Genomic DNA, 13,837 nt, shown 5'->3' with positions numbered 1-13,837 from the left:
AATAAAACGAATAGAACGCTATATGTCGTATTTACAATGTTAGTTCTTAGAATTTTCTTCCGCTTCTTTTTCAGCCTCTTCTGCTTCTAACATTAATTTTTCGTATTCTTCTACCTCTTGATCTATTTCATTAAGCTGTATTTGCATTTCTTCCCCACTCAGATCCTTATCTGCCTTAACTTCTTCACGTCTTTTTAATAAACCAAATGTAATTAACTCACCGTCTTCCATTCCTCGCGCTAGGTCAACGGCCTCTTCTGCCTCCCCACGCCCTAAATGTATCCAATATTTTAAATAGGAGGAATCGGTCTGTAACGTGATATTGGATAGTACGTTTTTCTTCTGTTCCTCATCAAGTCTTTCATTTGTTACAGAGGCGTAAGCTAGCTCATAAAGAACAACATAAGGCATCCCTTTTACGCTATATGGACTTAATAATGTCACTACCTGACTATAATTCTGGCCAAGAAAGTATTCGTGACTCAATGTATATGCCTCATGTTTAGGCTTTTCATGTACGAAATAAATAATAGTAAATATGATTGCAGGAAGAATTAAAATGCCTAGACCTATAGCTAAATATTTTGTCCAATTCCATTTCTTTCTTGGTAGTTTTACATTGCTCCTTTCTTTTATTTCTAGTTGTTCCATTTGTTCTGCAATGTAGTCTAAAAGGGATTGACTATTCTTCATCCCCATTATGGTAGCTCCAATTTCTTTTAGCTCTAATATTTCGGAGTACTTTAAATACTCTTCAAAGGTAAATGAACCATCAATTGCAGCTGCTACTACTGCTTTTGTCTCTAGCCAAAGCCTCTCTTCATCCGTTTCATATGGCGGAAGACTCCCTAGAACACCGTAGTAGAGAAACATCGGCTCAACAGCCTTGCTATATACAATATTTTCAGGACATACAATCAGATTTAATCGAGGATATGGATGTGAGTATACTTTTTCTACTAGCTGATAACCAAGCATCCATCTGGATTTTTCCTCTTCCCTCTGAATGTCTTTAAAACGCATATAATCCTTTGGAATCATTGCCTGAAGAATTAGCTCGTCATCTGTGATAACTATATCTTTAGATATTTTAGGATTTACTTCTTTTAAGAAGATAATTTCCTCTGTACGTTTAAAAGCAACTCGTTCCTTCTGGAATACAAATGTGGTTTTATTTGATTCTTCATTTATTTCCGCACCGGTTCTGTTTTTTAAATATGTATAAGTTTTAATTGTTTTAGCTCTTTGTTTAATCTTTTCTTTCTTTTTAGAGGCCATATCCATTTCTCCTTAAATGATTTCAATTCGATCGCCGGTCGTAATTCCACAGTCAGACATAGTTAAATGCCCTGGAAACAACTTATCTTTGTTTACCACGCGTATCCAATGCCCTTCTCGCTTTGGTTCTGAGATGGAAGCAGCCTGCCAGGCAATATCAATCATTTTTTTCATCGTGTAATAATCGGATAGCCGGAGGTCAATAATTTTCCCGTTATACTTAGAAAGGTCTACTGTAATCTCTATATACACAAATCTCACCTCTCGAAAAGAGTATTAAAGCTAACCAAAATAGAAGAAAAAGAAGGAAAAGCGCCTTCCGCAGTGGAATGACGCTCTATGTTTTCATCCTTCACATTGCAACTCTTACCCTCTGATTTGGCTAGCAATTTGTTGGTCAGCATCTTGAAGAGCTTGACCAGTACGACTTAATTGCACACTAACCTCACTTAAAAGCTCACGCATATCGTTGAAATGCGGTTTAAGTCTTTCATATTGTTCTGCAAAGGCTGCACTAGAAGCACCCTCCCACATGGATTGCAATTCGCCAATCATTCCGTCCAAACGGCCGATTTGAGAAGCAACCTCACTTGACTCATGACTGTAACGTGATGACATAGCATCCAATTCTGCTGGTGTTACGCGAATAATTCCTGACATTCATTACATCTCCCTTGTGTTTAAGTTTTTTAGCAATTTATAAAATAACTGTGATAGCTAACGTAAAGAAGTTCTTTATGTTCCTCCACAGGTACTTCCTCTTTTTACTCCTTTATCCAATTAGATTACAAATATTTTACATAAAATATTTGCAAATGGATATATTTTACTTTTAGATACTTTTTGCCATGAATTATACTAAATAAATCCAATTCTTATAGTCTTATCCCCCTGTTTGGCAATCTATAAACCTATTAATAAAAATATTTTTTAAGGGGTATAAAACACATTATTTCCATTGCCTAATATAATAAATAACATTCTCTTTTTAAGGAGTCAAAGAATTCCAAAATTGCTATTTTTAATTTCTAGCACTAATAACTCACAGACTTTCGTCACGTTTTTTTAATAATTAAAATTTATAACAAATTTCTAGCTATTATCTCCATAAAAACTTTTTCTAAATATCAACATTTTATTATCCTTAACATAAACCAAGTAATTTGCCTCATTTTCTGTAATATAGCATCGCCCAAATATCTTAGTTCAAAGATACTTGAACCTATGACAAATCCCAACACAAACTCAATCCCTAAACACCCTTATGTTACAAAATCGTTACAGGTGCCAGGCACCTGTAACACTCCTGACACGATTATCTATTTAATATATAGAACTGAAAAAACCATCATCTATTTTTTAATAGATGATGGTTTTTAATTTAGTAAGTATAGAACCCTTTGCCAGTTTTTCGACCAAGTTTACCCGCCCTTACATTTTTTCTAAGTAGAGGTGGGACTCTGTATTTGCTGTCTCCAGTTTCTTCAAACAATGTTTCTGCTACTGATAAAAGTGTATCTAAACCAATCAAATCAGCTAATGCTAGTGGACCGATTGGTTGGTTTGTTCCAAGCATCATACCTTTGTCTATATCCTCAGCGGTTGCGATTCCCTCGCCTAAGACAAAAATTGCTTCATTGATCATAGGAACTAGAATACGGTTAACAACAAATAACGGAGCATCTTGTATCGTTATACTTTCTTTCCCGATGTGCTGGACTAACCCTTTCACCATTTCATACGTCTCATCACTTGTATCAGAGCCTTTTATAATCTCTACTAGCTTCATCACAGGCACTGGGTTGAAGAAATGCATTCCGATCACTCGGTCCGGACGCTCAGTTGCTGCTCCTATTTCTGTTATGCTAAGGCCTGAAGTGTTAGAAGCTAGAATTGTCTTTGAATCACAAATAACATCTAATTCAGCAAACACTCTTTTCTTTATTTCGCTGTTTTCTAATATAGCTTCTATTACGATGTCTAACCCTACTAGCTTTGTTTTATCAGCTGTAAATGTGATTCTACCTAGCACCTGTCCAATTTCACTAAACTCTTTGTTCTCTTTTTTATAGAGTCTCCATAAATTAGCATCAATCGTGGAAGCTGCTGTTCTCAGTGTTTCGTTGTCAATATCGCATAGCGTCACTTCATGCCCTGCTGAAGCCATCACTTGTGCGATTCCGTTCCCCATGGTTCCTGCTCCTAATACACCAATCTTCATCATGGTTACCTCCTAAAACTCTAAGATGTTCTTTCTAACTTCTCTTTTGATATAACTATTTAAAGCCACTTCAATTATCAGAAAATTGCCCGATAATATTATTATACTTCCAATAGAAATACTTATCTAGCGAAACATGATAAATATTGGTAAATTATTATTAGCCCTAGGGACAGCTTATAGAATCCTTGCATAAATTTCTTCCTTAGCTTACATTTTCAATAATAATAGCAATACCTTGACCGCCACCGATGCAAAGGCTGGCTATCCCATACTTTAACCCTCGTCTTTTTAGCTCATATGCCAAAGAAATAAAGATACGTGTTCCGCTCGCTCCAACAGGATGTCCCAAAGCAATTGCTCCCCCATTGACGTTAGTCTTTTCTCTGTTAAGACCTAATTCTTTTTCCACAGCTAAATATTGAGAGGCAAATGCTTCATTTATTTCTACTAGATCCATACCCTCTAAAGTTAAATCTGCTCGAGAAAGTGCTTGTTTAATTGCTGGAACGGGTCCAATTCCCATTATGGAAGGGTCTACGCCAGCTATGCCCCAAGACACAATTTTTGCAATTGGCTTTAGACCATGCTCATCTACAGCTTCTCCGCTTGCAATCACTACTGAGGCAGCACCATCATTAATGCCGCTTGCATTACCAGCAGTAACTGTACCGTCCTTCTGAAATGAAGGCTTTAATGAAGCGAGCTTTTCTGCAGTTACCTGACCTTTAATATGCTCATCCTGATCGACTAAAGTTGTGCCCTTTCTACTCGATACTTCAACGCCTACGATTTCCTCTGCAAATCTACCAGACTCTTGTGCATAGGTTGCACGTTTTTGACTAAGTAGAGCAAACTCATCCTGTTCTTCTCGTGATGTTCTGTATTGTTCTGCTAATTTCTCCGCAGTCAACCCCATACCACTTCCGATGTACTCATCCGTTAACGTGCTCAGTACCATATCTTCGTACTTCATTGTTCCCATTTTGCTACCACCAAATCTAGCAGTAAAGTTTGTATAAGGTGACATCGACATATTTTCTGCACCACCAGCAAGAACTATATTAGCTTCTCCCAGCAAAATCATTTGAGCCGCAGAAACAATAGATTGACAACCGGAGCCACATAGGCGATTGACATTCATGGCTGGAACCTCAATTGGTATTCCTGCTTTTAAACCGATATGTCGAGAAAGAAAAGCGGCGTTGGTGCTGGAATGTATGACATTTCCGTAAATAACATGATCTATTTGGTCCGGTTTAACTTGTGACCGCTCCATCGCCTCTTTTGCAGTTACTGCTCCTAAATCATCCGCTTTTACACTTGCTAGGGACCCACCAAAACTCGTAAAAGCCGTCCTTGCACCATCAATTAAAAATACTGTTTTCATATTTTCCTCCTAACCGTTTCGAAGAGAATTCTTCAAAACCTTTCCGCTTGCATTTCTAGGTAAGCCATCAATGAAATCTACCTCTGCTGGCATCTTAAATTTCGCTAAATGTTTGGAACAAAAAGCTAAAACCTCTTCTTCCGTAGTTTGCTGACCGTCTTTAATCACTGCAAACGCCTTCGGAACCTCTCCGTAAACCGGGTGAGGGACCCCTATTACAGCAGCCTCTAGCAGTTCAGGGATTTGATACAATACCTCTTCGACCTCGACTGGATACACGTTTTCACCACTGCGAATGATCATATCCTTTTTACGATCTACAATATAAAGCAGACCCTCTTCGTCAAACTTCCCAAGGTCCCCGCTATATAGCCAGCCATTTTGGATAGCTCTGTTTGTCTCTTCCTCATTTTTTAAATAGCCCTTCATGACCTGAGGACCTTTTATAACTATTTCTCCAACCTGCCCAGTCGGCAAAGACTCACCAAACTCATCGACAACTTGAACTTCGGTCAGCGGTAGAGGTTCTCCAACTGAACCCACTTTTTCCAAAGCATAATAGTCCTTCAACGTAGTTGCAGCTGGAGAGTTTTCCGTTTGACCATACAGATTTTGTACATTTACCGTTGGAAATAAAGCCTTCACCTTTCGAACAAGTTCATAGGGCATAGGAGCAGCTCCATAAGTCAATAACCTTAAGTGAGGAAGCTTCATCTGCTGAATTTTTGGTGTGTTTAATAGAATGCTATACATTGCTGGAACGCCAAAGAAAATGGTAATTTTCTCTTTCTCCATCGTATTTAACGCTTGCTCTGGAGAAAAAGCCTCTTCTATGACAATAGTTCCTCCCGCATAAATAACTGGAATGCTAAATACATGACTTGCTGCACAATGAAACAGCGGAGCTACTATTTGCATTCTATCCCTGCCATTCAGCTCCATTGCCTCTCCCCATATTTGTGCCGTCGAATATACATTCTTAGCAGATAGCATAACTCCTTTAGGCTTGCCAGTAGTTCCTGAAGTATAAAAAATCACACTTGTTTTCTCTTCCATTGGTGGTATTTCATTCATCTGTATACTCGAGTCTCCAAGGATGGCTTCTAGCGTATTATCTTCACCAACCTCAAGTACATCATGAAAACTTTCAAATGTCTCCGTAATTTCATTTAGCACAGATTCTAATCGAACGTCATATATAAGGGCCTTTGCCTCCGAATGCTTGAATATATACTCTATCTCAGGAGCAGCTAACTTGGTGTTGACTGGCATCACCGTAAAACCACCTAGCTGACATGCGTAATAACAAACTAAAAAATAATCGGAGTTTTGTAGGTATAGGGCGATAATATCCTCTTGTTTATAGCCTTTTTCTTGAAAGTAACCAGCTAGACGTTTTGCTTGCTCATAAAACTCCCTATAGGTTGTCTCTTTTCCATTGAATTGCGTGATAATGTGATTAGGTTGCTCCTTTACATGCCATGCCAATTTTTCAGTAATAAACATATTAACCAATCCCCTTTTTAATTGATTAGACTTACTTCATTACTTTCAATAAATAATCACTATAAATATTTTGCAATTCTAAAAGAGAATTCTCTCCATCTTTCTTGTACCATTGCTGAATCCAGTTTAAGGATCCCAATAAAAGCATTCTTGCCATCTTAGATTCTTTAATGCTAAACTCTCCACAGTCAATTCCTGCTATAATAACGCGATCGAACCAACTAGCGTATTCATTTCTTTTCTTCAAAATCGGATGAAGCTGATCTGTAGAAAATGTTTCATCTGGCTTGATTATCATGTTAAAGGATTCCTTCTCTAGCACCGCATATTTAATATGAACAGCAATCATTTGGCGAAGTATTGCTTCATTAGAAATACAATTATGAAAAACCTCTCGAAGCTCTCCGATGGCTTGTTCCAGTACTAGCTCATGACATTGGAAAATAAGATCTTCCTTATTTTTAAAATAATAATAGAGTGATCCCTTCGTCATTTGTAGCTCAGCAGCTATTTCTTCCATCGTGGCTCGCTGATATCCCTTTTCATTCATAATTTTGACCGCTGATAAGATAATTTCCTCTTTCTTCTTCCTGATTTTATTCTCAGAGAGCGTCAAAATAGAACCTCCTTGCATGCCTTATAGATCTAACTTTTTAGCTATAATTGTTTTCATAATCTCCGTCGTACCGGCGTAAATACTAGCTACTGGAATATCTCGATATCTTCTAGCAATCTCATACTCTTCCATATACCCGTAGCCACCGTGTAGATGTAAGCACTCTGCTGCAACACGTTTTGCCATTTCACTAATCCACCATTTAGCCATAGAAACTTCCTTGACTAAATCTTCTCCATCAATATGACGCGCTGTCAATTGGTTTATATAGGTTCTTCCGATATCAATTTCCGTTGCCATTTCAGCAATTTTAAATTGGGTGTTTTGAAATTTACTAATAGACTGTCCAAAGGCTTTTCTACTTTTTACATAATCTATCGTGATTCGAAGCATTTCCTCTGCTTCCACCTGACATTGACTAGCCACAATCAGTCGTTCTTGTTGAAGGTTTTGCATTAAATAATAAAACCCTTTGCCCTCTTCCCCAAGTAAATTTTCTACGGGAACTTTGACGTCCTCAAATATTAATTCACCAGTGTCTCCACTATGAATCCCAATTTTATCTAACTTCTTTCCATGCTTGAAGCCCTCCATCCCCTTTTCCACAACAAGTAAGCTAATACCTCTGTGGGCAGGCTGAGCTGTTGGATCTGTCTTACAAACCACGATAGCAAAATCAGCTATCGTACCATTTGTGATAAAGGTCTTTTCTCCGTTTAAGATATAATGGTCACCATTTCGACGTGCAGTTGTTTTGATGCCTGCCAAATCAGAGCCAGCACCCGGTTCAGTCATACCAATCGCATTTATTAGCTCCCCACTAACACAACCGGGTAGCCATCTTTGCTTTTGCTCTTCTGTTCCAAGCTCCGCGATGTAAGGGCTTACAATATCAGAATGGAGGCACATACCACTAGCTAAACCCTGTCCAACACGTTCCAACTCTTCTATTAACACCATAGAATAAGAGAAATCCAAGCCTAATCCGCCATATGTCTCATCGACCCAAGGACACAAGAAACCATTCTCCCCCATCTTAGTCCAAAAGGAACGAGGTATCTCTCGCTCAGCCTCCCATTTCTCATAAAAAGGATAAGCCTCCTTATCTAACATCTTCCTTAAAGACTTTCGAAACAGCTCATGCTCCTCTGTTAAAAACGTACCCTTCATTCAATCACACCCTTCTTTATATTATTCAGAAAATTGTCATTATTATTTATTATATAGATTAGAGAAACAAAATAAAACTAAAAATTGAACGCCGTTCAAATATTACAGATATATTACAGGTGCCTGGCACCTGTAATATATCTGTAATCTAGCTCCCACTATCAATCATTTAAAATATCGCATCATCTGTTGCACAAGAAAACACTCTAGCAATTAATGCTAGAGTGTTCCTAAAATGCTTAGTTATTCGGTTTATTATTATCATTTGGAGGCAAGTCCTCATATGGATGTAAGTCATCCGTTGATGGGATATTATAGCCTGTGCTTGGAGAATCCTCTTCATGAGCTTGCTTCATAGGATTTCCAGTTGGGTGGTCTTCGCCAGTTTGCTGATCAAAATCACCTACTGGTTTGACCTCGTCAATGTGAGGTCCTTTTCCTCTTTTTAAACTCTTTTCCGCTTCTGAAGGATCGCGGAAATTCTCTTTAAATGATTCTTTTATGCCTTCTTTTTCTGTTTCGTATCTTTCCTTCGAAACATCAGCTTCCTCAATGCTTTTTTCCATTTTACTCAAGTAACGAGATGCGTGCTCGCGTCCACCTAGACCAAACGCTAGGCCAAATGCTAGTGCAACTCCTCCAAGAATTAATATAAAAGCAGAGTTAATGATTGCTGCTGCGATCCCTAGCTGACTCAATGCCATGAAAAACGCAAATGCTAGAATAGCATATTTAGCAACGTAGCGTAAGAAATGTGGAGTTCCTGAAGAATGCTTCATCACGCTTCCTACTAATTTCTCTGCTAGATTAGCTAGCCAGAAGCCTACCGCCAATATAACTACCGCTGCAATGACATGTGGTAAATAAGCAAATATTGCCGTAGCAAGGGTTACCATGAATTCTAGGTCTAACACTTGTAATGCTTCAACAACAAACAATAAAATAATGACAACCTGTACGATAGTACCAATTATACCCGCAAACGAAGGTGCTGAACCTCCAGTAGAAGAAAAGCCCATTTTGCCAAAGATAGAATTGATTCCTAGGTTTTGCAGTAAAGTAACAACTACATCTTTAATCCACTTAGCAACTACAATACCAACAAGAACAAGCACAATTGCTACGAAAATCTTAGGTAGCATTGCTAAGATATTATTTAACATTGCAATCGCTGGTTGTGATATTCCTTGTAAATCTAAAATATCGAGTGCTGTAATTGAAACTGGAATTATAATCAGTACGAATACTATAATTCCTGCAATCTTAGAAATACTTGTACCTTCTATGAAACTAGAAAGCTTTAATTTGTCTGCTAGTTTATCTACTCCAGCAGCCTGTAGAAATTTTTCTACTAAAGTGCGAACAAGCTTAGCCACAAACCATCCAATAGCAAACACGATTGCTGCCGACACTAATTTAGGAATGAAATTAAAGAAGCTAGCAAGCATACCTTCAAAAGGTCCACTCAATCCATCAATTCCAAGTGCACTTAATACTGCTGGAATGAATAAAAGGAAAATTAAATAATACGCAACATTCGCTGCAGTATCTGTCCATTTTACTTGGTCTACCTTTGAAGGATCTCCTCCAGTTTTCATAATGTATTTATTTAGGCTAAACTTATTACCAACCATTTTAATCACTTTTTTAACTAACGTAGCTAGAACCCATGCAAACAGTAAGATGAGACCTGCTTTTAAAATATTTAATATAGCTTCTGTAATCCCTGAATACATAGATACAAATGGAGATACTAAGGTACCCATGTTTAGAATAGAGAAGAATAGAATAAATGCAAAGATTAGAACAATAAAGAATACTACCTTGCTAAGTATTTTCTCTACTGACCACTCCCCTTTAACATTTCCAAGACGTTCATTTACTCGATATTTTCTTAAAAGCTTAAACGTAGCATTTTCTAGTAGCTTGGCTACAAAAAATCCTATTAACAAGACTAATAATGCTAATAAAAACTCTGGTAAGAAATGAAGAGTGTCCCTCCAATAGAATTCATCAAACATTCTGTGTCCTCCTTTTGTTTGTTAAATGTTCACAATAACCAATTACCCTTAGCTTTATACTTCAAACTATAAATTCTCAATAATTTATTAAAAGTAAAAATACCCCACTTTATATTCAAAAATGAAAACCTATTTCCCCCCTTTTCTTATTGCTTTATGTACAAAAACAAATCCTCTTTCTTCCTTATTCCAACTTATTTGAAGTTGTATGTCTTTGGACAGAGAAAGTTTCTTAAGACCGATTAAACACTTTTAAAATAGTTTAGACTGATCTCCATCTTGCAATTAAAAATACTAACAAAAAAAACCGTTCCAGTAGAACGGTGAATTAGAGTTTTACACTTTCTATCGCTTGTTTGACACTTCCAAAGGTTTGAAAAGAAGAAAAATCTATACCTGCTTTAACAATTACCATTGATAAGTTAGGACGGATTCCTGTAAACAGCACTTTGATACCAAGTAGCTGAAGCACATTGTGAATAGCAAAGATATGTTGGGCAATTTCTTCGTCAATGGTTAAAATACCTGAAAAATCAATGATTAATACATCAATATTCATGTTGGGAATAGTAGGAAGGACATAAGATAACAAATGCTGAACACGAATATAATCGATTGCTCCAACAAGCGGAAGAACTGCTACTCCACTTTGAATTGGAACGATTGGAGCACTTAATTCATTGATTGCTTTTTGATGTTCTCTCATCATTTGGTCTTTAAATCCCTCGTAGGCATACATCTTATCTACGAGCCACACATCAATTAGATGGCTAACTTGGTTGTTAATATTCACTATGTTTTCAGCTGAAATTTTTAGCTTTAAACACACTTCATTGATATATTCCAAAAAGATAGACTTACTTTTCACGTTCGGCTTAATATAAGCAGAAAAGCTATAAAAATCTGCTATCCCTTCTTCTTTAACTTCCTTAATCCAACTAACTAATTGTTCCTCTGCAAGCGCTCTCGGTTTAGTTAAAGCATCACCAAGAATGGCAATGAGCTGTTGATTTTTATTTTTATTGATCAAATAGGGTTCAAGCTTAATATTTTTTTCTATACTATTTAATTCTGCTAATATTCGTTCTGTAAGCTCATCACCAATGGATTCTGCATTTTTTACTAAATACTCGCTTACTGTTAAAATCTCGTTCATTTAAGTACACACCCTCTAGAAAGATTCCGTGGCGTTAGCTAGTTCCTTTTTTGTAATCTTCCAATGTGATGCCCCCCAGGAGGCCTTCCCATCTACAATCAAAAAGGACTGTGGAGACTCATGTTTAACTCCAAGATCATGTTCTATCTCATTAGACACAGCCCTGCTTTCAATTACCTTCACTAAATATTTTTCCACTGGCGATTCAAAAGAAGTAAACTCCGCATATGCATGAGCGCTAACCGGACAAGTAGTGCTATGTTTTAAAACTAATATCTTATGGCTTTTTGACTGTTCCAACACATCTTTCCACTCTTCAATATTTGTAATTTCCTTAAAATTGGACACTAAATCACCTTCCTTATTCCTTACTCTTACCCTCCATTAGCCACTTTAAACAATTATTACAAAGGTGTTACTGGTGCCTGGCACCAGTAACACCTTTGTAATAAAAATATCCTCCCAAACAAAACTCATTCTTATGCTCTTTGCTGTTAAAAAAGGTACAGTATTTGTACAAATTATTTATCCTGATTAATTATTGTTTAGGGCTCTATCAAGAAGAGAATATTAAATATATATTAAATACTTTAGAAATGAGGTTTACCAATGAAAAATAGCTTAGTTTCTTCATTATTTTTGATCTCTACTTTGTTGCTCTCAGGTTGTGGGGATAGTAAAGAGGATACTCAAGCAATTCCGGAAGGCATGGCTTCAGATCCAAAACAAGATGCAACTGTTGAACAGCCAGCTAATGTGGAAGAGCAAATTAAAGATCTTCCATATAATAAATTTAAGCTAGCTATCTATACAAAAGAAAATAAGGATGCAACTGTGCTAGCAGAGTTTGATAAAAAAGACGGTGAAACCGAGGCTATATATCGTAATGATTATGCTTCTACCGATCTTAAGGGAGACCCTGCATTTGCTCTTTTACAGCCCATTCTCATCGAGCTTCAGTTAAATCAAGAGATGAGCGAAGAGGAAGTTATTCAGCATGTAATGAATACTTTTGGAGCGGAAGATTATTCTAGCTTCGAATTGGAGATTGACTATGTGGAGGGAAAAGAAATTAAATATAATCGAACAAAATAAAACAAGCCTAGCTTGGAGAAATCTTGAATCTCCCATGCTAGTTTTTTTACTTTAGTGACCAGGTTAATTATCCGTATTAGCTAACTAAAACTCATTTTACTGAAATTATTTTATCGCTTTTACAGATTATGACCATAGTTTTTAAAAGTAGCTTCATTAATAAATGGTAAATAATTGTTTAACCTATATTATATTTGGATATTAAAAGAATAGGCACTATAACTTCTAGGAGGGAATATTTAAATGATATATAAAAAACGAACGTTAATAATGGCATCTATATTTTCCACTGCCTTGTTGTTAGGAGCTTGTGGTGATAATAACGATGACAAAGATGAAAATGTCTTGAAATCGGACGTTGTTGAACCTAATCCAGAAGAAAAGTCAGGAGAAGCTATTTCTGAACCTGAAACGGATTATGGATTTCAAGAATTTACATTAACCATTGATACACCTGATAACCAGAAATCTGTAATAGTCGAATATAAAGTAGATTCTTCTTCAGCAGTGTATAAAAATATGCATACTGCTGTAAATACAGAAGGTGATGGAGCTGCAGAAACGCTAGACCCAGTCTTTAAGGAATTAAACCTTAAAAAAGACATGAACACCGAAGAAGTTGTGCAACAGGTTACAGCAGCATTCGAAGTAGATGAATATACAGCCTTTAACTTAGATGTACAATACGATGACGGTGAAACCATGAATTATACAGTTAACTAAAATACAAAGTGCCAAGCGGACATTTTTTCCCCTTGGCACTTTTTTATATTTCAAGTATATTACAGGTGCCAGGCACCTGTAATATACTTGGCATGGTTATCGGTCTTCGAAACGGGCGCATGCAATGCCAAATACTGTGCCTAGGGCTGCTCCCGCCAACACTTCGATTGGTTGGTGACCTAGTAGCTCTTTTAGTTCTTCCTCTCTTTGAACTAATTCGAAGCTTGGAAAATTTCCAGAAAGCGCCACGACATTGTCCTCTAGGTCGTTAACTAGTTGTGCAATTTCCCCAGTGTGACGACGAATACCTTGTGCGTCGTACATGACGATTGCACCAAAAACAACGGCTAAGGCTGTTTCTGTGTGTCGTGTTCCTTTGTTGGCTGCTACATATGATGCAAGGGCTGCAACACCTGCTGAGTGAGAGCTTGGCATTCCTCCTGTTGTAAATGCCTGCTTGATGTCCCATTCCCCTGTTAGTTTTTTATGCGTGAGCACCTTTAAACCTTGAGCCAAACCTATTGCCGATAAAGCAGTAATAATGCCTCGATTCATTTTTGTCATCTATGCAACCTCCATTGAACTATGTATTTTATTGTTTTAAGAATAATTAATTATAATTATAGCCTTATTAAAGTACCCTATATACAGAAAAATAATC

At 37.1% G+C, this 13,837-nt stretch carries 14 protein-coding genes; 2 read left to right on the top strand and 12 right to left on the bottom strand.

Annotated elements, in window-relative coordinates; genetic code table 11:
• Positions 1-39: 39 nt before the first annotated feature.
• The 11 genes from essB to ytxJ all read right to left on the bottom strand — a co-directional run bounded on the left by essB (position 40) and on the right by ytxJ (position 11,706).
• Complete coding sequence (gene essB, locus MKY94_RS04830; protein WP_195761942.1) at positions 40-1,278, bottom strand: type VII secretion protein EssB; 1,239 nt, start codon at positions 1,276-1,278, stop codon at positions 40-42.
• A gap of 12 nt (positions 1,279-1,290) precedes the next feature.
• Positions 1,291-1,530: an EsaB/YukD family protein gene (locus MKY94_RS04825; protein ID WP_151111032.1), complete on the bottom strand. Its 240-nt coding sequence runs from the start codon at positions 1,528-1,530 to the stop codon at positions 1,291-1,293.
• A 114-nt stretch (positions 1,531-1,644) separates the two neighbouring features.
• The gene (locus MKY94_RS04820) at positions 1,645-1,938 is read right to left on the bottom strand and encodes a WXG100 family type VII secretion target (RefSeq protein WP_144537407.1); all 294 of its coding nucleotides are present in this window, start codon (positions 1,936-1,938) and stop codon (positions 1,645-1,647) included.
• Positions 1,939-2,659: 721 nt separating this feature from the next.
• The gene (locus tag MKY94_RS04815; protein WP_144537405.1) at positions 2,660-3,502 is read right to left on the bottom strand and encodes a 3-hydroxybutyryl-CoA dehydrogenase; all 843 of its coding nucleotides are present in this window, start codon (positions 3,500-3,502) and stop codon (positions 2,660-2,662) included.
• A gap of 202 nt (positions 3,503-3,704) precedes the next feature.
• Entirely contained in the window at positions 3,705-4,889 is a 1,185-nt protein-coding gene (locus tag MKY94_RS04810; protein WP_342578144.1) for an acetyl-CoA C-acetyltransferase, read from the bottom strand.
• A 9-nt stretch (positions 4,890-4,898) separates the two neighbouring features.
• The gene (locus tag MKY94_RS04805) at positions 4,899-6,395 is read right to left on the bottom strand and encodes a long-chain fatty acid--CoA ligase (RefSeq protein WP_342578143.1); all 1,497 of its coding nucleotides are present in this window, start codon (positions 6,393-6,395) and stop codon (positions 4,899-4,901) included.
• Between the two features lie 31 nt (positions 6,396-6,426).
• Positions 6,427-7,011 carry a TetR/AcrR family transcriptional regulator gene (locus MKY94_RS04800; protein ID WP_225215874.1) on the bottom strand — a complete coding sequence of 195 codons (585 nt, stop codon included), beginning with the start codon at positions 7,009-7,011 and terminating at the stop codon, positions 6,427-6,429.
• A gap of 21 nt (positions 7,012-7,032) precedes the next feature.
• Positions 7,033-8,181, bottom strand: coding sequence for an acyl-CoA dehydrogenase family protein (locus tag MKY94_RS04795; RefSeq protein WP_342578142.1), 1,149 nt, complete (start codon positions 8,179-8,181; stop codon positions 7,033-7,035).
• A 239-nt stretch (positions 8,182-8,420) separates the two neighbouring features.
• Entirely contained in the window at positions 8,421-10,202 is a 1,782-nt protein-coding gene (locus MKY94_RS04790; protein WP_342578141.1) for a mechanosensitive ion channel, read from the bottom strand.
• 328 nt (positions 10,203-10,530) lie between these two features.
• Complete coding sequence (locus MKY94_RS04785) at positions 10,531-11,358, bottom strand: STAS domain-containing protein (RefSeq protein WP_191696561.1); 828 nt, start codon at positions 11,356-11,358, stop codon at positions 10,531-10,533.
• Positions 11,359-11,373: 15 nt separating this feature from the next.
• Positions 11,374-11,706 (bottom strand): bacillithiol system redox-active protein YtxJ, encoded by a 333-nt coding sequence (gene ytxJ / locus MKY94_RS04780; protein WP_342578140.1) that lies wholly within the window; start codon positions 11,704-11,706, stop codon positions 11,374-11,376.
• Between the two features lie 261 nt (positions 11,707-11,967).
• Between ytxJ and MKY94_RS04775 the strand changes: the two genes are divergently transcribed.
• Both MKY94_RS04775 and MKY94_RS04770 read left to right on the top strand, forming a co-directional pair.
• Positions 11,968-12,453, top strand: a complete 486-nt coding sequence (locus MKY94_RS04775; RefSeq protein WP_342578139.1) for a YusW family protein — start codon at positions 11,968-11,970, stop codon at positions 12,451-12,453.
• 243 nt (positions 12,454-12,696) lie between these two features.
• Positions 12,697-13,176, top strand: coding sequence for a YusW family protein (locus tag MKY94_RS04770; protein ID WP_144537386.1), 480 nt, complete (start codon positions 12,697-12,699; stop codon positions 13,174-13,176).
• A 96-nt stretch (positions 13,177-13,272) separates the two neighbouring features.
• Here MKY94_RS04770 and MKY94_RS04765 read toward each other — a convergent pair whose 3' ends face one another.
• The gene (locus MKY94_RS04765; RefSeq protein ID WP_151111049.1) at positions 13,273-13,740 is read right to left on the bottom strand and encodes a divergent PAP2 family protein; all 468 of its coding nucleotides are present in this window, start codon (positions 13,738-13,740) and stop codon (positions 13,273-13,275) included.
• Between the last annotated feature and the right edge of the window lie 97 nt (positions 13,741-13,837).

This window comes from Psychrobacillus sp. FSL K6-2843 (assembly GCF_038626375.1).
Taxonomy (GTDB): domain Bacteria; phylum Bacillota; class Bacilli; order Bacillales_A; family Planococcaceae; genus Psychrobacillus; species Psychrobacillus faecigallinarum.
Note: the sequence above shows the minus strand (reverse complement) of the source record. Positions and strands in the feature narration are given on the sequence as shown.